The sequence below is a fragment of the Candidatus Tumulicola sp. genome (genome assembly GCA_036490475.1).
Taxonomy (GTDB): domain Bacteria; phylum Vulcanimicrobiota; class Vulcanimicrobiia; order Vulcanimicrobiales; family Vulcanimicrobiaceae; genus Tumulicola.
In genome coordinates this window covers 589011-609505 of sequence record DASXDT010000005.1, presented here as the reverse complement: position 1 = coordinate 609505, position 20495 = coordinate 589011, and the positions used below count along the sequence as shown (strand labels likewise).

General features: G+C 60.4%; 23 protein-coding genes. 9 read left to right on the top strand and 14 right to left on the bottom strand.

Annotated features, from left to right (window positions below):
• Window positions 1–8: 8 nt before the first annotated feature.
• Complete coding sequence (locus VGF98_06465) at window positions 9–869, bottom strand: hypothetical protein (protein HEY1681258.1); 861 nt, start codon at window positions 867–869, stop codon at window positions 9–11.
• Window positions 870–979: 110 nt separating this feature from the next.
• Between VGF98_06465 and VGF98_06460 the strand changes: the two genes are divergently transcribed.
• Both VGF98_06460 and VGF98_06455 read left to right on the top strand, forming a co-directional pair.
• Window positions 980–1906 carry a hypothetical protein gene (locus VGF98_06460; GenBank protein HEY1681257.1) on the top strand — a complete coding sequence of 309 codons (927 nt, stop codon included), beginning with the start codon at window positions 980–982 and terminating at the stop codon, window positions 1904–1906.
• Window positions 1907–2612: 706 nt separating this feature from the next.
• A complete protein-coding gene (locus tag VGF98_06455) occupies window positions 2613–3857 on the top strand; it encodes a HipA domain-containing protein (protein HEY1681256.1) in 1245 nt (414 codons plus the stop codon).
• An 89-nt stretch (window positions 3858–3946) separates the two neighbouring features.
• Here the strand turns inward: VGF98_06455 and ligD are convergent, their stop codons facing one another.
• Window positions 3947–4915, bottom strand: a complete 969-nt coding sequence (ligD, locus tag VGF98_06450) for a non-homologous end-joining DNA ligase (GenBank protein HEY1681255.1) — start codon at window positions 4913–4915, stop codon at window positions 3947–3949.
• Window positions 4916–4932: 17 nt separating this feature from the next.
• Between ligD and VGF98_06445 the strand changes: the two genes are divergently transcribed.
• Complete coding sequence (locus VGF98_06445) at window positions 4933–5706, top strand: exodeoxyribonuclease III (protein HEY1681254.1); 774 nt, start codon at window positions 4933–4935, stop codon at window positions 5704–5706.
• On the opposite strand, the gene VGF98_06440 is transcribed toward VGF98_06445, so the two are convergent.
• Together VGF98_06440 and VGF98_06435 are read right to left on the bottom strand one after the other, a co-directional pair.
• Window positions 5703–6257 carry a hypothetical protein gene (locus tag VGF98_06440; protein ID HEY1681253.1) on the bottom strand — a complete coding sequence of 185 codons (555 nt, stop codon included), beginning with the start codon at window positions 6255–6257 and terminating at the stop codon, window positions 5703–5705. The genes VGF98_06445 and VGF98_06440 overlap by 4 nt on opposite strands.
• A 110-nt stretch (window positions 6258–6367) precedes the next feature.
• Window positions 6368–6964: a hypothetical protein gene (locus VGF98_06435; GenBank protein HEY1681252.1), complete on the bottom strand. Its 597-nt coding sequence runs from the start codon at window positions 6962–6964 to the stop codon at window positions 6368–6370.
• Between the two features lie 202 nt (window positions 6965–7166).
• Here VGF98_06435 and VGF98_06430 point away from each other — a divergent pair, with 202 nt between their 5' ends.
• Together VGF98_06430 and VGF98_06425 are read left to right on the top strand one after the other, a co-directional pair.
• Window positions 7167–8072: a hypothetical protein gene (locus VGF98_06430; protein ID HEY1681251.1), complete on the top strand. Its 906-nt coding sequence runs from the start codon at window positions 7167–7169 to the stop codon at window positions 8070–8072.
• A gap of 96 nt (window positions 8073–8168) precedes the next feature.
• Complete coding sequence (locus VGF98_06425; GenBank protein ID HEY1681250.1) at window positions 8169–8546, top strand: VOC family protein; 378 nt, start codon at window positions 8169–8171, stop codon at window positions 8544–8546.
• A 5-nt stretch (window positions 8547–8551) separates the two neighbouring features.
• Here the strand turns inward: VGF98_06425 and VGF98_06420 are convergent, their stop codons facing one another.
• The 3 genes from VGF98_06420 to VGF98_06410 form a co-directional block, all read right to left on the bottom strand.
• Window positions 8552–9457 (bottom strand): sucrase ferredoxin, encoded by a 906-nt coding sequence (locus VGF98_06420; protein HEY1681249.1) that lies wholly within the window; start codon window positions 9455–9457, stop codon window positions 8552–8554.
• Window positions 9454–10476 carry a cupin domain-containing protein gene (locus tag VGF98_06415; protein HEY1681248.1) on the bottom strand — a complete coding sequence of 341 codons (1023 nt, stop codon included), beginning with the start codon at window positions 10474–10476 and terminating at the stop codon, window positions 9454–9456. The genes VGF98_06420 and VGF98_06415 overlap by 4 nt, the downstream gene beginning before the upstream one ends.
• A gap of 189 nt (window positions 10477–10665) precedes the next feature.
• Window positions 10666–10914 (bottom strand): hypothetical protein, encoded by a 249-nt coding sequence (locus VGF98_06410; protein ID HEY1681247.1) that lies wholly within the window; start codon window positions 10912–10914, stop codon window positions 10666–10668.
• 200 nt (window positions 10915–11114) lie between these two features.
• On the opposite strand from VGF98_06410, the gene VGF98_06405 reads away from it, so the two are divergent.
• Window positions 11115–11945: a class I SAM-dependent methyltransferase gene (locus VGF98_06405; GenBank protein HEY1681246.1), complete on the top strand. Its 831-nt coding sequence runs from the start codon at window positions 11115–11117 to the stop codon at window positions 11943–11945.
• A gap of 16 nt (window positions 11946–11961) precedes the next feature.
• A complete protein-coding gene (locus tag VGF98_06400) occupies window positions 11962–13020 on the top strand; it encodes an alkene reductase (GenBank protein HEY1681245.1) in 1059 nt (352 codons plus the stop codon).
• 1 nt (window position 13021) lies between these two features.
• Here VGF98_06400 and VGF98_06395 read toward each other — a convergent pair whose 3' ends face one another.
• On the bottom strand, window positions 13022–13936 hold the full coding sequence (locus tag VGF98_06395) for a YihY/virulence factor BrkB family protein (GenBank protein ID HEY1681244.1): 915 nt from the start codon (window positions 13934–13936) through the stop codon (window positions 13022–13024).
• A 37-nt stretch (window positions 13937–13973) separates the two neighbouring features.
• Window positions 13974–14516 carry a cytochrome c gene (locus tag VGF98_06390; protein HEY1681243.1) on the bottom strand — a complete coding sequence of 181 codons (543 nt, stop codon included), beginning with the start codon at window positions 14514–14516 and terminating at the stop codon, window positions 13974–13976.
• A gap of 96 nt (window positions 14517–14612) precedes the next feature.
• On the opposite strand from VGF98_06390, the gene VGF98_06385 reads away from it, so the two are divergent.
• Together VGF98_06385 and VGF98_06380 are read left to right on the top strand one after the other, a co-directional pair.
• On the top strand, window positions 14613–15296 hold the full coding sequence (locus tag VGF98_06385; protein HEY1681242.1) for a response regulator transcription factor: 684 nt from the start codon (window positions 14613–14615) through the stop codon (window positions 15294–15296).
• 9 nt (window positions 15297–15305) lie between these two features.
• Complete coding sequence (locus VGF98_06380; protein ID HEY1681241.1) at window positions 15306–16670, top strand: HAMP domain-containing sensor histidine kinase; 1365 nt, start codon at window positions 15306–15308, stop codon at window positions 16668–16670.
• Here the strand turns inward: VGF98_06380 and VGF98_06375 are convergent.
• Genes VGF98_06375 through VGF98_06355 form a run of 5 tightly spaced genes read right to left on the bottom strand, consistent with a single transcriptional unit; the run spans window position 16624 to window position 20448 of the window.
• Window positions 16624–17241: a hypothetical protein gene (locus tag VGF98_06375; protein ID HEY1681240.1), complete on the bottom strand. Its 618-nt coding sequence runs from the start codon at window positions 17239–17241 to the stop codon at window positions 16624–16626. The genes VGF98_06380 and VGF98_06375 overlap by 47 nt on opposite strands.
• Window positions 17238–18047, bottom strand: a complete 810-nt coding sequence (locus VGF98_06370) for an ABC transporter permease (GenBank protein ID HEY1681239.1) — start codon at window positions 18045–18047, stop codon at window positions 17238–17240. Before VGF98_06370 ends, VGF98_06375 begins: the two co-directional genes overlap by 4 nt.
• 29 nt (window positions 18048–18076) lie before the next feature.
• Window positions 18077–19000 carry an ABC transporter ATP-binding protein gene (locus VGF98_06365; GenBank protein HEY1681238.1) on the bottom strand — a complete coding sequence of 308 codons (924 nt, stop codon included), beginning with the start codon at window positions 18998–19000 and terminating at the stop codon, window positions 18077–18079.
• On the bottom strand, window positions 18987–19946 hold the full coding sequence (locus tag VGF98_06360) for a hypothetical protein (GenBank protein HEY1681237.1): 960 nt from the start codon (window positions 19944–19946) through the stop codon (window positions 18987–18989). Before VGF98_06360 ends, VGF98_06365 begins: the two co-directional genes overlap by 14 nt.
• Window positions 19930–20448, bottom strand: coding sequence for a sigma-70 family RNA polymerase sigma factor (locus VGF98_06355; GenBank protein HEY1681236.1), 519 nt, complete (start codon window positions 20446–20448; stop codon window positions 19930–19932). The genes VGF98_06360 and VGF98_06355 overlap by 17 nt, the downstream gene beginning before the upstream one ends.
• Between the last annotated feature and the right edge of the window lie 47 nt (window positions 20449–20495).

Sequence of the window (20495 nt, the reverse complement as noted above, 5' to 3'; positions counted from 1 at the left end):
GGTTGCCGTCACTTCGTTGTGACGAGGAACGGTGCGGTATAGACCGTCTTCCCTCCGATAAATTGCAGCCAGAGATTGTAATTCTCACTGATTGGTACGAGCAGTTCGAGCTCGAATTCGCTGGGTACGATGCTATTTGGCGGTAAAGGCGGCGTCTGCATCATCATGCTGTCGCCGCAATCGTCGCTGGCCATGTCGAGCATTGCGGCCGTCATCCCGTGAACGTGCAAATACGCAAGATCTTGCGTCCCCACTAATACCCCGTGCGATATCACTCCCAGGTATGGGTGCAAGTCCGTCGCCGGACGGCCGTTTTTAAGGATGCGAACCGATATCGTAGCGATTTCGCCGATGGGCACCGACGTCGGATCGATCTTTACGACGTAGGGTCCGACCGATACCGAAGAGCCCGCTGCATGGACTTCCCGAGTCGTGGTTTTTGCACCGGCTTGCGCCGGAAGGTCGAACTGAAAGACGTTCCGTCCGAGCCCGTGCGGCAGACCGTCGAAATAAATATGATAAGCCGCATGCGGCTCGGCGAGATGCAATTCCATAGAGAGGTGACCATCGGACGAAAGCACCGGATGCACGTGTTGGAAGTCCGAGAGGTCGTCCGACACGACGATCGCGTGCATGGTTTTCGTCATATCGATGTCATAGCTGCGGACCACTTGACCATCGTGGACCTCCCATGCGTCGATACGCGCCCTTCCATCAGAGGTTCTATCCAACCGCATAAAGCCGGTCATCGGAACCGTTCCGGCGTAGGCAATGTCCCTTCCAGCAATCTCATCGGTTGCTCGAACACAAGCCGTCTGCAACGCGAAGAGTATCGCGAACGTCAGCAAGTTCGCAGGTTTAATGCGCATCGTGACCGCGGTGTTCTACGGCAATCTTCAAAAAACTACCACGATGCGCGAACCCGTGGCGATACAATCGCGATGAAGGGCGGTGAATAGGCACGCCGAAAAAATAATGCGTGTCGCGACGCCACGCCGATGCGGTCGCAGCGGACGAGCCACAGCTGCTCGAGTTTCGCCGTCCGCCCGGCTTAGCAGATTACTTCGTCTTGAGCCCCTACGTCGTGCGATCCGGACGAGGCTACGAAATGCTCCTGCGCATGGTCAATCCGTCCGACAATGCTGCCGAGAAAGTCTCGCGCATTTACTATGCGTCGAGTTTCGACGGCGTCGCGTTCGACGTTGGGCCTAAAGTCATCGCTCCCGGCGACCGCGATGATTTCGACGGCGCTGGATGCGAAGATCCAACCATCGTGGGTGCGGCTGGGGCATATTCGGTTTTTTACTCCGGTTACAACGCCCTAAGCAGTAGTGCGTCGATGCTTCGAGCCGCGCGCACGTCGCTTACCGATTTGACGAAGAAAGGCCCGGTATTCCAACCCGACGCCGCGCATCGCAATACGAAGGAAGCCGCCGTCGTTGCCACGCCCAACGGCTTTCGCATGTTCTTCGAGTACGCGCAGGGAGGCGCATCGCTCATAGGGGTGGCGGATGCTTCGAAGCTCGAAGGGCCATGGGTTTATGGCGACTCGCCCCTCGTTCCGCGGCCGAACGACTTCGATGCGTGGCATCTGAGCCCGTCGTCTGCAATCCGTTGCTCCGACGGCACGCATATACTTTTTTACAATGGAGCTTCGAAAGAAGCTGTCTGGCGAATCGGTTACGCATTGCTCGATCGAAGCGCGACGGTCGTCCTAGAGAGGCCCGAAACACCACTGATCGAGCCGTTCGGTCTCACGGGAGACGATACGAATATAGCGTTCGCCGCTTCCGCCGTGGTCGAAGATGCCAAAAATGCGTGCGTCTACTACTCGATTGCCGATCGCAGGCCGTGTCGCATCGACGTGTCGTTCGAAGGCTTCGCAGATTTGGATACGGTAGAGTAATCGTTTTGAGGGGTCTGGTGCCGAACGGTTTGCGGCCGCTTGCCGAGCACCAAAAACCTAAGCCAATCATCTCATCTTGCTCATATCCGCGAAAAAAGACGTGTTAAGATGGGTCTGAGAGTAGTCGATTCAAGATGTTATGCGGTGTCCGCAAGTTCAGCTGACTGAGTCCGGCCAATAGATCGTAACACGGCACTCGGAAACTGCGGCGCGTAAGCCGGGATTAGCGTCGGCGAAACGAACCGCTGGAGAACTTTCGATGTGAGCGCTCCGTCGACCAAAATACAACGGGCTCAGCGGCATTTCAATTGGCTTCCTTGCTCGCTAAGATTAGACACTATCTGTAAATAAAGGATAGTATTCTAGACATTAAACCGGATAACTGCTAGAATACTTGCATGGGTAGAACCACCGCGACCCTTATGCCGCGCCTTCAGCGTCGGCTCGAGAACCTTGGCGGACGTATGCGCGCGGCGCGGCAAAGACGTAGATTACCCGCAGCGCTAGTCGCCGAACGAGCGGGAATGTCTCTGATGACCCTTCGAGGCATCGAAAAGGGCCGATCCGGCGCCACCATAGGGGCGTATGCGGCCGTCCTCCGAGTCCTGGGGCTCGATGAAGATCTAGACTCCCTGGTCGCATCTGATCCGCTCGGGCGCGAGCTTCAAGACGCAGGCCTTAAACAGCGTCAGAGGCTCAAAAAAGTATGAGCAACCAGAGCATCGCCGTCTACGCCGACTGGTCGCCGGGAATTGATCCGATGGCGCTCGGCACGCTCGAAGCCCATAGCGGCAAGAGTGGAGAAATATTCTCCTTCGAGTTCTCGGAGGCGGCTCTGAATGACGCTCACCTTTTGAGGCAACATCTGGATCCGGATCTAGATCTGTTCGAAGGACCACAATACCCGCGAGACAGGCGAGTGCAATTTGGCATCTTTTCTGACTCAAGCCCCGATCGTTGGGGTCGGCGCTTAATAGATCGAAATTTTGCGCGACGGCGTCGAACCGGCGAATTGCCCCCGCGCGCGCGTCCTGCCGAATCCGATTATCTCCTCGGGGTGCACGATGAATTTAGATCGGGAGCACTACGATACAAACTCGACGGTAAGGGAGAATTCTTAGCAGACGATATGCCCAGTGCGGCTCCGCCGCTGGTGCGGCTTCGCGAGCTCGAAGCGGCAAGCCGAGCGCTCGAAGGAGGCGCCGACCAAGACCCGCAGCTTGACGCGCAACTGATGTTGTTACTCGCTCCCGGCGCATCGTTGGGCGGCGCTCGTCCGAAGGCAACCGTCAGCGACCCCGACGGAAATCTCTGGATAGCGAAGTTCCCAAGCCAAAACGATCGCTACGATACGGGAGCGTGGGAATACGTGGTTCATCAGCTCGCCCATCGCAGTGGTATTCGTGTTTCGGAAGCGCAAGTTCGCCGCTTCAGTAATAATGGCCATACGTTTCTGGTCCGACGCTTCGATCGCGAGGGCGTCCGCACGCGCATCCACTATGCGTCAGCCATGACGCTCACTGGGCATGTCGATGGCGATGATGCGAGCTATCTAGAGATCGCCGACGTCATTGCCTCGCAAGGTGCCGAGGCAAAGGTGGATCTGATGGAACTCTGGACGCGCATAGCCTTCAATGTTCTCATTTCAAATACCGACGATCATCTCCGAAACCACGGCTTTCTTCTGACTTCGGATGGATGGCGTTTAGCGCCGGCGTTTGATATGAATCCCAATCCCTTAGGAACCGGGCTAGCACTTGATATCGACGAAAGTGACAACGCCCTCAATCTGGATTTGGTGCGCTCAGTGGCCGACTATTTTCGTGTGAGCGACGCCGAATCAATCCTGGACAATGTGCACTCGGCCATATCGACTTGGCGCGACGTCGCTCGACGTCTAGAGCTATCCCGTGCGGAGCAGGACAACCTGGCAGCTGCTTTTCGAAATTGATTGTAGCATTTATCTTCAAAACCGCACTCGCGTAAATTCTGATATCGTAAGAGTCCTCGATTGAAGCCTACGCTTGACGGGCTCGCGGATCAGTCCTGAGGTTTGTTTTTTCTCGGTTTGGCGGGCGTTTCGAGAAATGGTGCGAGGTCGAACCGATCGCGTTTTGCGTTAATCGGCGCCCATAGATCGCCGACGGTGTCGAAACGTTCGCGCACGTTGTCGAGCCGGAAATCCTCGAGCTCGATGCCTGCTTCGACTTCACTCCACGTTACCGGCGTCGAAACCGTCGCGAGCGGTTTCGCGCGCACCGAGTACACCGACGCCAACGTCGCGCCCCAGCGATTCTGATTGTAGTCGACCAGCACGCGCCCGGCGGGTCGATTCGCGATCTTGTACTCGGCGGTTGCAATGTCCGGATGCGCTTTTTCGAGAGCTTGCGCGAATGCTTTCGCAAACGCCCAGACTTGCTTTTGCAGCGGCCCGCGCACGATCGCCACGTAGACGTGCATCCCGGACGAGCCGGTGGTCTTCACGACCGGCTTCATCCCGATACCTTCGAGGCCATCGCGCACTGCCAACGCCACTTCACGCACCGTCGCAAACGGCGTGCCTTCAACCGGATCGAGATCGAAGTGCACGTAGTCGGGGCGATCGGTGTCGTCGCAGCGCGCATACCATTCGTTTAAGTCGATGCAGCCGAGATTGATCGTCCACAGCAGACCGGCGAGGTCGTCGATGACCGGAAAATCGATCACGCTCCCGGAGCCGTGCTCGATCGGACAGCGCCGCAGCCACTCCGGCGCTCCCTTGGGCGTCCGCTTCATGTAGAAGAAGTCCTGATCGATTCCACCCGGATAACGCTTGAGCACCATCGCGCGATCTGCCACGTACGGCACGATGAGCGGCGCGACGTCGGCGTAGTACTGCAGCAGGTCGCCCTTCGTGAACCCTGCGGCCGGAAAATACACCTTGTCGAGGTTGGTAAGCTGGACTCTGTGGCCGGGGACGGGGGTGACCACGACGTTCGGTGCATCGCGCGGAATGATGAAGCGCTTCACCGGGAAATACTTCCACCGTGTTTCGTATCATTACCGCTAATCTCAACGGCATCCGGGCCGCTGCCCGTAAGGGGTTCTTCGGCTGGATGGATCGCCAGCAGCCGGATATCGTGTGCGTGCAAGAAACGAAGGCGCAAGAACATCAACTCCCTCCGGAGGCGACCGATATACCCGGGTTCCACAACGCTTTCGTCGACGCCCAGAAAAAAGGCTACAGCGGCGTCGCTATCTACTCCAAACGCGAGCCGGAGCGGATCGTTCGCGGCCTCGGGATTGACGAATACGACGCCGAGGGGCGGTTCGTTCGGATGGACTTCGCCGATGGGCTCTCGGTCGCTTCGCTGTATGTCCCCTCGGGCACCAGTGGGCCGGCGCGCCAAGTCGTCAAGGAAGCGTTTCTCGATCGCTTCATTGGGCAGCTCGTGCAGATGAAAAACGAAGGCCGTCGCTTCGTCGTGTGCGGCGACTACAACATCGCGCATCGCGACATCGACGTGTTCGATCCCAAGTCGTGTGCCCGCACGACCGGATTCTTACCGCAGGAACGCTCGTGGTTCGATGACGTGATCGAGCGCGTCGGCTGGGTCGACGCATTCCGCGTCGTGAATCACGAACCGCGGCAGTTTTCGTGGTGGTCGAACTTTCCGGCGGCGTGGGACCGTAATCTCGGTTGGCGCATTGACTATCAATTGGTTACGCCGAACCTTGCACCGGTCGTGCGCGCGGCATCGATCTACAAAGACGAGCGGTTCTCCGACCACTCGCCCGTTACGATCGACTACGAACTCTAGCGATGGGTCGCCTCGATCGACGTGCGCATCGCGGCAAGCGCGCGAAACGTCCGCTCTTGCTTGCGTATCGGCAGCCATCCGAGTATCAGCGTATCCATCGGTTGCCACATGATGACCCAGCCGGCGATGACGAGCGTTTCCACCGCTAGGGTGCGGATTGCGTCGGGCAAGAGGCCGGTGCGTTCGATGCCTGCGGTTATCAATAAACTAACGGCAAAGAACCCAAGACCCCAGAAAAACGTACCCCATGCTTCGTGGCGCCACTCATCCATTTGGAAGTGAAGCTCGGCGAGCTTGTGCGAACAGTATTGCGCGATGGCTCGTTCCACGCGCGCTTGCGTTTGCGGTGACACCTCCTCCAAAGGCAACAGTACCCGTAGCCGCATCTTTGCGAGATTTGAGGCGAAGTTCGGAAACCGGGCGATTTGCGCGATGCTCTGTAACGCACCCGCATCGTCGACAAACGGGTCGAACTCACGCTCGGAAAAGAGCTCGCGCAACGCCGGCGCGCAAACCGCCAATTCAGGCGGCAGATCACCCATCGTTTTCATTCGATAACCCCCTCAATGGTAAACACTCTTAGGAGAGGTGATTATACGACTAAAGGCTCTGTAAACACCCTTATGGCTCTAGAACCGTTCTCAGTCGCCACGCCGCGTAGTTATGCGTGTATCTTGACGTTCGAGAAGTCGACCTTTCGGACGAGCGCCGAGCCTTCGTAACCTAAGACGCGTATCGGCAAATTCGTGAGCGTCGAAAGCTCGACAACCTCGCGTGTTAGGCCCGCGTTCGTCGACGGGTCGGCAACCGTTAGCGTGACGGCATTGGTAGCAACGCCATCGATCGTCTCACCCGGGGTTGCGGATAAAGTTCCTGCTGCCTGTTGCCCGTGCGCCAAGATGGCGCCGAAGCTGAGTTGGTCGATTGACGATCCTTGTAGCGTCGTGACGAGGGGATCGTGCAGCGAAATGGTTTTCTTGAACATCGCGGCGAGTCCCGATCCGTGATGCGCGACGACGGATGATCCGCCGTCCCACGCGAGGTTTATGCCTGCGTTCGGACCGGTGATGATATCGACGGTGACGTTCGCTGGCTTTTGAAACGTGTAGTCAAACACGAGGTTCTGCGATCGCGTCCCTTTTTGGTCGAAGATGACGATCCTCGCGCTGTAGCCGTCGATCGCAGCCCACGCGCTTGCGAAAGCGCCAAGTTCTCTACCCGCAGATCCCGATTGTGCGATCGCTGTCGAGCTCGACACTACAACGAGCGCCAGAAGGCACGCCGAAGATTTCGTGACGGCAGCGACCGAGCGTCGGCGCTCACAAGCTCTTGCCGGAAATCTTCCTGTCCGCCTCGGGTGCTGCAATCGGTTCCTCTCAGTTAACAGTCCGATCGTACCCAATGCGACGAAGTTCTGTCACGAAGACCACGGTTAAAATGCCATCGAAGGAGGCGCACGCTTGTCATCCGTAGTTGCGTTCATGTGGAAACGAGCGGCGGTGCAAGTTGTCGCTATGGCCGGCGCCGGCTCGGCGCTCGTACTCTTAGGGGTTACACCGGCACCGCCTTCGGCAGAGGAATTCTACGCGCGTGCCGTCGGCCAAATGCGCGGTCATCCCGAGCCTGCGTTCGCTACCTACGACGCGTCGATCACGGGATTAAACTGCACCGCCGAAAAGGCCGGCTTCACATGTACGCTTGGTAAGAGTACCTCCGAATCGGAAGCACCGTTTTCGATCGATCTCCGGCAAAGCGATGGACGTGTGGCTCTACACCGCGATGGCCGATCGGTTGTCTTCGGCGATTCGACTTTTCTAAACGCAACGTGGCCGGGTGTCGATGCACTCATTCGGCATGGCTTCACCGGCATGCGAAGCACGTCGCCTTCGACGCCGCTTCCCTCGCCGGACGAAGCACCCTCGTCGCTTCCCGTGATCGCAGTCGTCTCCACTCTTTCGGTGGCGAATTACAGCGTCTACGACGCCGGCGTAGCGACGTGCCCCAGCGGGAACGGTGGTCACGCCCTTCGCTTAGTAGCTCGCCACGATCCGTTGCGCTACCCGTTGACCGGTGCGACCGTCGATCTGCGCAGCGGCGATCTCTGCGCACTACGATTCAACGCCAACGTAAACGCCGCCGGCGGATTGGTCGGAGCTACGAGCGGTGCACGAATCGAACTGAAGAACGTCGGTGGCTACGACGTCGTGACCAACGAACGGTTCGATATCGATTTGCGCGCGGTCGGAATCGCGGTCAAGCACCTCAACATCAATGTGGCGTACTCGAATTTTACGTTTCCCAAGTCAATCGCGCCGCAAGTCTTCGTGACGCCAACGCCTTCGAGTGCTCCGCATGGCAAACCGTGAACGCGTACTCTCGAACCCATCGTTTTCGTCCTCCGATCGCGGGGGGTTGCGCCGGGTGCCCGTAGGTCCGGCGCTCGCCGAACGGAAGGAGTGGCGATGAGCTTGTACGACCACATCGATCTACGTGTGAAAGACCTTGCGAAGGTGCGCGCGCTATACGATGTTTTGCTACCTGCGATAGGGTTCTCACGACTTGAGGAGGATGGCGAAAACGTCAATTACCATCTCGAAGCCGAAAATCGATCGCAGCCATTTTTCGGGTTGATGTCCGATTCGCAGCATCGGCCGAACGGCACACGAATCGCCTTTCGTGCGGTTAGCCGTGACGACGTGGACCGGCTTGCAGACATCGCTCGGCTCGCCGGCGCAAGATCGTTGGAAGGCCCCGAAGATTATGGCGGATCGCCGCAGTATTACGCTGCATTTTTCGAAGACGTCGACGGCAACAAGCTCGAGATCTGTTTCAGAGAGTAGTGCCGCTAGGCTCTGGCGATCGTTACTCCGCGATACTCGCGCGCGCGAACATTTTCCGGCCCGCGACACGTGAGCTGCGCGCCGGCACGAACCGCGGTTTCTACGGTCACCGTCATGTCACCCAGCGGCGTGACGACGTTGGCTTGGGCGTGATCGTCGTCGATCCGGTGCACGGATGTCACGCTCAGCGCGTCCCGTTGCGCGATGCCGAGCTGTTGATAGGCGAAAACGAGCGCCGCTTGCGCGACCGGTGTGAGTCCGATTCGTCCTCGCATCAGCGCTGGTAGAACTTCTCCGGCGTCTGCGATCCGCGTAAGTTCGGGCGCGAGCTGCTCGGGTACGCGTCCGTACAACTCTCCCGTCGGCAATACCAATACGTTGGCGGCAAAACGATCGCCGCCGAGATGCGTCGTTTCCCAAACGCGACCGGGACGAAGACGTTGCAGTGCTTGTGCGACCGGCCTACCGCGCAGCGCGCAGCATGCATCGTGCTTTCCATGGGCGCACACCAGGTACAGTGGCGCAGTATCGATTGCGTCCGGTGTGAGGCGCGGCCACCCGGCCTCGAGCTCCGGAGCGATTTGCGCCAAATGGTCGACGCGCCACCAGGTGATGCGCGGCGTATCGATGTTCGTTTCGGCGATGCCGACCTCGTAGCCGCCGGCGGGAACGCCCGGCTCGTGTTTTCCGGGGCGGCGAATCGCTTGGAGGCGCATTCCGGCATTGGCAGCGGCTGCATCGATACGCTGCGAAATTTCGGGATCGCAACGGCTCTCCGTCAAACCACGCGGCCCCCACGCGCCGGGTTGATGAACGAGCAGCACGCGCGTTTGTGGCGGCGCCGTGCCGATCATCGGATCGCCGCGCAGCTCCGCTGCGACCGAGCAGCGAAAGGCCGAACTTGCGGTCATGCCGGGACGACCACGCCATCGCGCAACAATTGCGAAAGGAGAGCCAATCCGTCGTTCGAGTCGGTGCTGGGAAGTTTTTCGGCAGAGATGTCGCGCCCAGAAGTGGCGAGGCGTACGGCTTGCGCCTGACTCGCCGGGAATCGGATTTCTCGATCGGGCAATATCACCGCGACATGCTCGCTGTCGACCTGCAGTGTAAGACGCAAACCCGGACGCAAGCGCACGCGATCGCTCGGGGTCAGTTTCCCCGATGCGGCGATCTGTTCGAACGGCCGAATTGCAACGGGACGCGTCGACGCGGCGAGATAGCGCCCCAGCGCGCGTGCGATCGCCGTTCGATCGAAGCGGTCGATGGCAGCGTGCAGCGCTGCGACCGTCGCCGCAAGATCGGCTTCGATCGCGTCTTCATCCGACAGGTCGACTCCGATCGGTAACGAGCGACGCAACGCGACATCGTCTGAAAGTTCGCTCAGGATCTGGTCCGCAAGCATCCGGCGGGTAACCGGGTGTACGCCGATCGTAAGATGGCCTGAGATATCGTCGAGGGACATCGCCGAGTGAATGTAGCCGCGCGGCAGATAGAGCACGTCGCCGCGTTCGAGCACGCAATCGATCAGCGGTGTTTCAGATGCGCGTGCATCGACGGCCGATTTGCGTTGCTGCCAAGTTTGATCTCGAAGCGGCGCCGGCAACACCGGTTCGTGCACCAACCATCGCTTGCGGCCTGCGAACTGCAGAACGAAAACGTCGTGCACGTCGTAGTGCGGCGCGAAGCCGGTGTTTTGGGGCGGCGTTACGTAGGCGTTGACTTGCACGGGATGACCGAGCTGCGCCGAGAGTCCTTCGGCAAACGTTCGGACCGGAGCCCACGTGCGGTGCACGCCCTGCAAGACGAGCGTCGCGCCCGAAACGAATTCCGTGAGAACTTTATCGTCGGCGACCTGGTCGCCGATCTCCGCGCCGGCACCACCGCCGCGTGTGAAACGGGACGGCGACAACAAGTCGCCGTCCCGGCTCATGCGGACAAAGGGCGTTCGCAGCCCTCGCTGCGAGACTAACTCATCGACCGCGTCGAGCGACAGCAAATCTCCGAAGTCGTCTTCGGAACGTTGCGCCGCCGTTCGAAGCAGCGGGGCGACGCCCCAATGCCGCGCGGCGAACTCCTCAACTGCGAGTCCTGTGATTCGAGATAACGGATCGATCGGGAGTTACGCTCCGCCGTCCGCTCCCCCGTCGGCGCCGCCATCGGCTCCGCCGTCGCCGTCGGCACCGCCGTCAGCGCCACCATCTGCTCCGCCGTCGTGAACGCCGGGTTTGCCCGAGGCACCGCCGTCGGCTGGACCTTCAGCTCCGCCGTCTGCGCCGCCATCCGCGCCGCCGTCGTGAACTCCCGGCGTTCCGGAAGCGCCGCCGTCGGCGGGTCCCTCGCGACCGTCGAGGTTGTCGTCTTCAAACATGGTTCGACTCCGTTCTAGAGAGTGATGTACCAAAGTGTTTATATGCCTTGCCCAGGACAGCGTACCGTAAAACGGCCTTCGGAGTCACTGAGTTGCAGATTCGCTCTTATATCGGGTGCGTCGAACGCGTACGTTCGCCTGCGTCCGGCGGTAGGAAGCGACAGGGCTGGGGCCGGGCTTTGATGGAATCTCGACGTCTCATGTTCGAAGAGTTGAGCGGCTCGAGCTTCTTGCACGCGTGGCACGCGCGTTTTGCCGGCGGTACGGCGAGGCACTATGCGTCCGGGCGCGTTGCGGGGAGCGATGTTTCTACCTATGGTCTGCTGGTAGACGATGTCGCGGCGCTCTCGAGCGGCAAAACAGTCGTCGATATCGCTTGCGGCGACGGGTATTTGCTCCAGTTGATCTCCGAGCGGTTTCCCCAAGCTACGCTCGTTGGCGTCGACGCCTCATCAGAAGAGATTCGCCTGGCTCTCGAACGCGTGTATCCGGGGGACGTGCGTTTCGAAGAGCGTCCGGTTGAAGATTTGCCATTTCCAACCGGCAGCATCGATGCCGTCGTCTGTCACATGGCGTTCATGTTATTCGACGACGCCCGCACCGTCACGAAGGAGATCGCGCGCGTTCTTCGCCCGGGGGCAATGTTTGCTGCGATTTTCGGACCGGCTCGAGGCACCGGTCCGGGCATACGCGGCTTTGGCGGAAAACTGCACGAAATCGAATCGAACGAACGGTTAGCGAGACTCGATGTGGGCGACTCGGCCACCGATACCGAGGAAACGTCCCGCGCCCTCTTCGAGAGCGACGACTGGCAATCGGTCGAATTACGCAATGTCGCCCTTCGCTTCGAAACGGCGCAGGAAGTTCGCGAGATGCTGCTCTCGATGTATAACATCGCCAGGCTTTCGCAATCGGGTAGGGCCGAACTCGAAGATTACGTGCGGTCGGCGCTACGCGATTCTTTCGATCCGGCGGACTGGCAACTGGGTTTGCGGCATCTCGTTGCAGAGCGCATCCAAGCCGAGCATTGACGAGTTAGCGCGTTACATGAACAAGCTTTGGGAATCAGTCGAAGTTGGTGCGTTGACGCTTCGAAATCGCGTTGCGATGGCGCCGATGACCCGCTCCCGCGCAACGGCAGAGGGAGTTCCTACCGCTCTCAACGCGACGTATTACGCACAGCGCGCGTCGAACGGCCTCATCATCACCGAGGGCACGCAGCCTTCGGATGCCGGGCAAGGGTATGTGTTCACGCCAGGCATCTACACCAAAGAACAGATCGCGGGTTGGCGATTCGTCACCGATGCGGTGCATGCGGCGGGCGGCAAAGTGTTCATTCAGATCATGCACGTCGGGCGCATCTCGCATCCTTCGAACTCTCCAAAGGGTGGCGACGTGGTCGGGCCGTCGGCGGTGCGCGCCCTCGGACAAATGTTCACGCTGACCGGAATGCAAGATTTTGCCGAACCGCGCCCGCTGGAAATCGGCGAGATCGCGACGACGATCGATGAGTTTCGGCACGCCGCTGCCTGCGCGATCGAAGCGGGAGCCGACGGCGTCGAGATTCACGGCGCGAACGGCTATCTGGTCCATCAATTTCTTTCTGAAAACGCCAACCGTCGAACCGATGCTTACGGCGGTTCGTTCGAAAACCGCGTGCGATTTGCGGTGGAAGTCGCGGATGCCATAGCCTCCGAAATCGGGGCCGAACGTACCGGCATCCACATTTCGCCCGGCAATCCATTCAACGATATCGTCGAAGGCGACACGACGACGCTGTATAGGACGCTCGTTCCGAAACTAGCAGTATTGAATCTCGCCTACCTGCACGTGGTGCACGGCGGGGACGAAAATCTGCTGGCGTGGATTCGAAGTGCCTGGTCGACGAGCTTGTTGGTTAATCGTCCCAATCGGCCGCGTGCGGAAGTCGCCGTCGATGTCGATGCGGAGCTGGCCGACGTAGCGAGCATCGGACGATTTGCGCTGGCAAACCCAGACCTCGTCGAACGCTTACAGCGCGATCGCCCGCTAAACGAAGCGGATCCGGCGACCTTCTTCGGCGGCGACGCCCGCGGCTACACCGATTACCCAATCTACGCCGGTTAGTCTACGCAGAACGAGGATCTATTCCAGCCGGGTGTTCGGTCAGCTTGCGCACGGTGCTCGGGGCGAACGTCCGCACGCGTCGGGCGGCCACTTTGGTGAACTCGGCACCCACCAGTAGCACGATGGACGAATAGTATATCCAAAGGAGCATCGCTAACAGCGATCCTGCGGCTCCGTACGCAGATGCCACCGCTGCGCGCGATAAATACAGCGCGATTAACGCTTCGCCCAGCAGAAAGAGGAGCGCAGTTACGAGGGCGCCGATCCACACGCCGCGCCACCCGATGCTGACGTCCGGCAGCACTTTGTAGATGGCTGCAAAAGCGAGCGTCAACAAAATGAACGTAACGACTAGGTTGCTGGTCGCGACCACCGCGGCGTTCGCCGCGGAGCCGAGTGGGTTCGAAAAGTGTGTTGTGGCAAACGCAATCGACGCATTCGCCGCAAACGTTCCCAATAGAAGAAAGATGACGACCAGAATCATCAGGAACGAGGCAGTGCGACCACGGACCATCTGTTTCCACCCGCCCTTGGTGGATTCTATCTGCCAGATGGAATTGAGCGAATCTTGGAGCGCACCGAATAGTGCGGCGGCGCCGAGTGCGAAGGTCACCCATCCGACGATCTGCGCGATGACGCTTTGACGCGGTTTATTGAACGCTGCCGCAATCATCTGGCGAACCGTGTCCGCCGCGCCCGGACCGGCGGCGCGATTCACTTGATCGAGAATCGCGTTTTCCGCGAGATGATTGCCATGGCCGCCGTTATTGATTCCGAGAAGCCAGCCGGCGACGCCGATGACGACGATGAGCAACGGCGCAATAGAAAAGATCGCCCCAAAGGCAATGGATGATGCCAACCGCATAATCTTGTCGCGGCCGAATTCGATCGCGACGCTCTTGAGCACTCCGAGCATTGAGAGCCTCTACCCAAGCGACCGCTCCTCGACCCAGTTATTTGGGTGTTTGCGCTTTCTTCCACTGCGCCTCGACTACAGCCGGAAGCTGGTCCATATTCGAGAGAAACGCGGTCACTTGCCAGATTTCATTGTCCGTTAAGGTCGCTGAATACGACGGCATTCCGGTAAGCCGAATACCGTGATACACCTTCCAATACGTCACGCCGGGCGGGTCGTCCTCAACGCCGTGCGCGGCGAACTGCGGTGGGCGTTGGTACAGACCTGCCGCGAGGTTGGTAGCGTTTCCGTCGGCCACACCATGGCAGACAGAGCAGTTTACGACGTATGTCTTCATGCCGGCGCCGAGATTGGCGCCGGTCGGTTGCACGGGATTGTCGCCTTTGGGCGCCTCGCGTTGGATGGCTGCGCGCAGCGACGTCCGTGCGATCCAGCGCTCCAAGCCCGGAGGCCGAGCATCGGCGTTGGCCGGCAGCGCGCCCGAGCGAACGACGATATAGGCGAGCAACAATTCGACGACGATGGTGAGCAGTGCGCCGGCCAAGATGCCGCCGAGAATTGCAGCGATTGGCCACTTCATGGCTCGAACCTCATGGGCCGAGCGTAGAGCCGGGGGCTTGGGCGGTTCTGACGAGAATCCAAGGTTGGCCTCAGTTGGGCGCGCTAAGAGAGGTATATGGACGCACGCGGAGCTCGCATCGTCGTCGTCGACGATGAGGAAGATATCAGATGTCTTCTCAGTTCCGAGCTGGAGCTGGCCGGCTTCGAAGTGCGCACTGCCCGAGACGGCCCCGCCGGCCTAGCGCTGACGCGCGAGTGGGAACCGGCGTTGATTCTGCTCGACGTCATGATGCCGAAAATCGACGGCGTGAGCATTCTTCCGCGATTTCGCGCGCTTACCCAAGCGCCAATCTTTATTTTGAGTGCCAAAGGCGACACGGGCGATAAAGTGCTCGGCTTGGAACGCGGCGCCGACCAGTATCTCGCCAAACCGTTTGAAACGCCGGAGTTGATCGCGCGAATCCGTTCGGCGCTACGCCGGCCGCAACTCGATCAGCCGGACATCCTCACCTTTAACGATCTCGAGATGAATCGCAACCGGCGCACCATCGCACGCGGCGGGCGCGACATCGTGTTGACCACGCGCGAGTTCTCGCTGCTCGAAACGTTTATGCGCGAGCCACGCCGCGTGTTCAGCAAAGACGATTTGATCGATCGCGTTTGGGGTTTCGATTCCGATGTCTCGCAAAATAACGTGGAAACGTTCATCCGCTATCTGCGCATCAAGTTGAATGCGGCCGGAGAAGACGAGCCGCTGATCGTCACGCTGCGCGGAGCCGGCTACACGCTGCGTTCGTAACGGAGACGCTTGGCCTCCCTTCGCAGCCGTCTGATTACGTGGTACATCACCACCGGCGCGCTGGTCGTTCTGTGTCTCGCCGCCCTAACGGCCGTTCTCGGCACGCAAATGCTGGCGTATCAGGGTCACGAAGCGTTGCTTTCGGCGTCCCGGCAAGTGCCGGCACTGGCGGCTCCATACGCCGCGGAACATCCCGGCGATCTCCGTGGCCTCGATACCTATCTCGACGAGCATCTTGCCCCGTTGCCGGTCGTCACACACACCGAAGATCGATTCGGCGCGCCGCATCGAGGCGACCGCCGCGGTCCGCCGCGGGGCCCGTTCAACACCAATATCGTCATGCGTTTGTTGATGGACGAAGTTCGTCCTATGGACGTCTCGCACGACGACGTACGCACGCTGCTCTTCGTCGCCCCGGCCTTTTATGCGCGGGCGCTCGAGTTCTATGCCGTCGCAATGCTGTTGGTGGCAGCCGTCGTCATCGTTGCGGCATGGCGGATTGCAATCGTCGTGGCCGCCAATTCGCTCGATCCGCTATTAAGCACGACGGCCGCGCTCAATCGCTTCGGCGACGGCGATTTTACCCCGGCTAGCGTTTCGGCCAACAACACGATCGAAGTCAGCGAGCTGGCACACGCGTATAATCGAGCGGTCGAACAAATTACGCGAGCGCTCGACGAGCGGGCTCGCGCCAGTGCGGAGATGCGACAGTTCGTTGCGGATGCCGGACATCAGCTGCGAACCCCGCTCACCGTAATTATGGGGTATCTCAGCTCGATGGCGACGCGCACGAGGGACGAAACGACCGCGGTTCCGATCGGGAAGATGCTCGATCAAAGCCGCCGGATGAAGACGCTGATCGACGAGCTGATTGTGTTGGCGCGGCTCGAACACGCGGCGCCGCTCAAAGAAACGACCTTCGACGTGCGCGACGTTGCGCGCGAGATTCCAAACGCATTTGCCGCTGAAGCGCAACGGCGCATCGGCGTCGCCGTCGGACCGGCTCCGGTGTTGGTGAGCGCGGCGGAAAGCGAGTTCCGCGAAGCGCTGATTGCGCTCACCGATAACGCCGTGAAATATGCCGGAGGAGCGCCGATTACGATCGAGGTGCGCCGCGTCGATGGCTGGTGCGAAATCACGGTCGCCGATCGCGGCATCGGGTTTTCGGGTGACGACATACGTTCGGGATTCGACCGGTTTTATCGCGGCGAAACGTCGGAGGGAACCAGCGGAACGGGTCTCGGTTTATCGATTGCGGCCAAAGTGGTCGAGCGTGCCGGCGGATCGATCGAGCTTCGCAATCGCGATGACGGCGGCGCGCTGTGCGTTATTCGGTTGCCGATTGACGATCGCTCAAACCCATCGCATACGTAACCGTTACAAGCGCTTGTTGCGATATCGCCTGGCCGGCCGCGCTGTCGTCGCTCCCGACGATCGCCTTTGCGGGTGTCAACGCTGAAATAGTGGGGCGATCGAGCGCCGGCGCCTGTGGCAGAAGGCCGGACGCGAGCCGGACGAGTTCTTTTGCATCCGCGTTGACGGTCGCTTCGGCTCCCGGCTCGACCATGACTGCGCCGCGGATGGCGTTGTAGTAGCGAAACGTGCCGTCCTCATAAGCTGCGACCGTATCGATTCCGCCATCGACCGGCACTTGAAAAACGACTCCTAGAACGGCATCCGAACCCGGACCGAAAACGGCGATGCCGCGAGACTGCAACAGGTTCGCGGCCCATAGGCGCACGCGCGGTTCCGCGGAGCGATCTTGCCATGTGCGCTCGAGTGCTTGTATCCCGGCAGCGTTGTCACCGGCTAAGAAGAAGCGATTGGCCGCCACTAGTGCGCCGATGCCGTTGGACGATTCGGGTACGTCCGTGCTGACGGCGTCGTGCAGCGATAAGGTCATAAAGACGGCCGGTAACATGCTCGCGTACCATGATTCGGTCATGCGTCGCGCCGCGCGAACATCCAGCAAGCGAGACCAATGATGCCGGCGCACCACGCGACCGTCCACCATGCCATCGCCGGCGGTGGCGGCGATGCGACTGAGAACGGCCCGAGCGGTCCGAATCCCCCATTGCGTCCGAGCATCGCAACCGGTTCTAACTGATAGGCTGCCAGCCGCCACATCGCGTCGGTCGGAAGCAGCAACTGCGAGATCACGCCCACACGTTCGAGGGTCGCATTGTGATATGCGTTCGCGAATGCGGCAACGATTCCGACCATCCACGCGACGCCGAATCCCATCACCGCCACCAAACTGCTGGCGAGTGCCGGCAAGCGAACGCTGAGCGCCATCGTAAGCGACAAAACGACCGCAGAAACGCCCCACAACGCGAGGATTGCCGCCGGTGGATTCGGCGGTATGTAGCCGGTGGTCACGTACACCGCACAGAGTTCCAACACGCTTGCAACGGCCGCATAGATCCCTAACACGATTGCCAGCCCGGCGATTTTCGACACGACGACGAGTTGGCGCGGAATGGGACGCGCGAGGATGGGTAGCAGTAGGCCCGATTCGAGATCGGTCGAGAGTGCGGGCGCCGCGAGAACGGCCGCTCCAAATGCAAGCACGAAACTGAATAAGAATCCGCCGAAAATAACCAGCACCGCGGTGGTCGAACGCATCTCGACGAACGAGATCGGTCGCCCGGCGGCGGTATGAAGATGTGCCAAACTCCAAAAGCCCCAGACGCTTAAGAGCGTCGCGGCGGCCGTAAGAATGGCCGCCGCCGGCACGAATTTTCGACGCACCGTCTCTCGCATCGCATCTAGAACGAGCGTTAACATGCGGACGACATCAGTTCGAGGAAGCGCTCTTCCAGCGAGTAGGTTGTGGAGCGAACATCGCGCACGCGGATGCCGGCAGATACCAGCGCTGCGACGACATCGGGAACTCGTTCGGAATCGAGTTCTGCAAGGCGGATTTCGCCCGAGACGAATTCGGCGTTTCCGAAAGGACGAAGCGCGCGGGCGACGATCGCATCGTCGGCACCGTCGGTGCGGATGCTCACGCCGCTTGGTGCCCGGACGACATCGGCGATCGACCCCTCCGCGATGATGTTCCCGTTGCGAAAGAACGCGACGCGGTCGCAGATGCGCTCGACTTCGGTGAGCAAATGCGAGTTGATGAAAACGGTCGTTCCCGCATCGCGCAGCGTTCCTACGATGTCGCGAACGTCGGCGCGCCCCACCGGATCCAGCGCAGACGTCGGCTCGTCCAAAAAGACGAGCCGGGGGTTTCCTAATAGTGCGACACCCAGACCGAGCCGCTGTTGCATGCCCTTTGAAAACGTTCCGACGCGCCGGTTTCCGGCGTTGCCCAGGCCCACGAGGGCGAGAACCCGTTCGATCTCGGCGTCTCGAACGGAGCGGACGACGTTCGCCAGCGATGCTTGCAAGGCTAACGTTTCGCGAGCGCTCAGCCACGCGGGATAGCGGAATAGCTCCGGTAAGTAGCCCACGCCGCGCCGCGACGCCGGAATTCCAATAGGCGTACCGAAAAGCGACGCCCGTCCAGATGACGGCGTGGTGAGTCCCAGGAGCATCTTGAGAACGGTCGTCTTGCCTGCGCCGTTCGGACCGAGAAATCCAAAGACGCATCCTGCTTCGACTCGCAGGGTTAGATCGGCAACCGCGAGCGGACCGTTACGCGCGTAGGCTTTCGTTAATGACGACGAATCGATCGCAGCGTCACTCGATGCCATTCGCCAGCGCCTTCGCTTCGGAAACGGCGATCGAACCGGCGACGACGTAGACGACATCGTTCGAACGCCACACCAGTGCCGAACCCAATCCCGTTTGATCGCCGACGACCAACGCTTTCGCGCCGCCGATCGTCGTAGTCCGGGCAGTGTTTTTGTCGGCTTGGATCGGCACCGGCAGCATCGATGCGGGATTTGCGAGGTCGCTCAATTGGTGGGAGACGTCGAGCGGAACGCCCGGCATCGACGTGAGATAGTTCTCAATCGTCGCCATCGATGCGCCGCTCGACGTGACCCAGGGCGCTCGTAGCTCGATAATCGAGAACTGCTGGCCGTTCGATCGTTTGTATTCGATGATGGCTCCGGGACCGCTCGTCACTCGAACGAGCGTACCGTTCACGTTCTCCGGCATCGCCGGAAGACTGCGTCCCGAATGCCGTTCGTACGCCGACACGCGCGAGCGTTGAAAGGTGAACTCCGCGTGACCGGCCGGCAAAAAGTAGTACGCGACGGTCCACGCAGACGTTAACGCCGCCGGCGGCACCCTGGGGTCGAAGCCGGCTGCCGCGATCGCTCCGACGGATGCTTTTCGAACGCGCGACATGGCTGCGAGCACGCGCCCGGTTCCGAGATCTTGGAGCTTGGGCGCGCCGGCCAATGCATGCCGATCCGATCCGCTAATATAGAGCGGCACGAACTCGCGCGGTTCGAAGATCGCCAAAAACTGACGGGCGTACGAACCTACGGGTAGGATGACGCAGGCAATCAGCAGCGACGCCGCCAGCGCGGCGAAGAACGCGAACCGGCGAGTGGATTGCCGCCGCATTTGCGAGCGCGTGACGAGTGCGCGATATGCACGCGGTGCGTCGACACGCAGGTCATCGGTTTGCAACATCGCTTGGGCGAAGTCGCCGTCGCCGAGCGACGTGGGATTATCGAATTGCGACACGGTCGATTTCCTTTCTGAACGCACGCTCGGCCCGGGCGAGTCGCATGCCGACCTGCGCGCCGTCGATGTGCAGCGTTTGCGCGAGATCGCGATAATCGGCTCCACTGTAACGAAGCAAGAGCAACTCGGCATCGCGAGGGCGCAACTGGACGAGCGCGGCGCGTACCAGCACCGTTCGCGATTGCGCGTCGACGATCGCAAACGGATCGATCGAACGCGAATCCGATGCGGACGGTAGGGCCGTGCGGTACTCGGCCAGCTCGCGGGCGAGACGCCGTTTGCGCGAACGTAGCGCGTTGAGCGCCATTCGAACGGTCGCGAGGCGCAGTACGGACGGTTCGGGAAGGCGCCGGCCAATAAACCGCATGAAAACATCTTGGGCGACGTCTTCGGCATCGACGCGGTCGCCGAGAACGCGGTATGCGCAACGCACGACGTCCGCATACTGGCGCAGGAAGCCGTCTTCGAACGAATCGGTTTGCGCCACGGTTGCGGCGATCATCGGTCCCGGACGGTAAGCGGCAGGGTCATACCGCTAGAACACCGCCC

Bases quoted from the DNA above. Each gene is read 5' to 3' on its own strand.
- VGF98_06465 (HEY1681258.1), bottom strand. From the start codon at position 869: ATGCGCATTAAACCTGCGAACTTGCTGACGTTCGCGATACTCTTCGCG.
- VGF98_06455 (HEY1681256.1), top strand. From the start codon at position 2,613: ATGAGCAACCAGAGCATCGCCGTCTACGCCGACTGGTCGCCGGGAATT.
- VGF98_06440 (HEY1681253.1), bottom strand. From the start codon at position 6,257: ATGAAAACGATGGGTGATCTGCCGCCTGAATTGGCGGTTTGCGCGCCG.
- VGF98_06425 (HEY1681250.1), top strand. From the start codon at position 8,169: ATGAGCTTGTACGACCACATCGATCTACGTGTGAAAGACCTTGCGAAG.
- VGF98_06420 (HEY1681249.1), bottom strand. From the start codon at position 9,457: ATGACCGCAAGTTCGGCCTTTCGCTGCTCGGTCGCAGCGGAGCTGCGC.
- VGF98_06415 (HEY1681248.1), bottom strand. From the start codon at position 10,476: ATGAGCCGGGACGGCGACTTGTTGTCGCCGTCCCGTTTCACACGCGGC.
- VGF98_06410 (HEY1681247.1), bottom strand. From the start codon at position 10,914: ATGTTTGAAGACGACAACCTCGACGGTCGCGAGGGACCCGCCGACGGC.
- VGF98_06405 (HEY1681246.1), top strand. From the start codon at position 11,115: ATGTTCGAAGAGTTGAGCGGCTCGAGCTTCTTGCACGCGTGGCACGCG.
- VGF98_06400 (HEY1681245.1), top strand. From the start codon at position 11,962: ATGAACAAGCTTTGGGAATCAGTCGAAGTTGGTGCGTTGACGCTTCGA.
- VGF98_06395 (HEY1681244.1), bottom strand. From the start codon at position 13,936: ATGCTCGGAGTGCTCAAGAGCGTCGCGATCGAATTCGGCCGCGACAAG.
- VGF98_06390 (HEY1681243.1), bottom strand. From the start codon at position 14,516: ATGAAGTGGCCAATCGCTGCAATTCTCGGCGGCATCTTGGCCGGCGCA.
- VGF98_06385 (HEY1681242.1), top strand. From the start codon at position 14,613: ATGGACGCACGCGGAGCTCGCATCGTCGTCGTCGACGATGAGGAAGAT.
- VGF98_06375 (HEY1681240.1), bottom strand. From the start codon at position 17,241: ATGACCGAATCATGGTACGCGAGCATGTTACCGGCCGTCTTTATGACC.
- VGF98_06365 (HEY1681238.1), bottom strand. From the start codon at position 19,000: ATGGCATCGAGTGACGCTGCGATCGATTCGTCGTCATTAACGAAAGCC.
- VGF98_06355 (HEY1681236.1), bottom strand. From the start codon at position 20,448: ATGATCGCCGCAACCGTGGCGCAAACCGATTCGTTCGAAGACGGCTTC.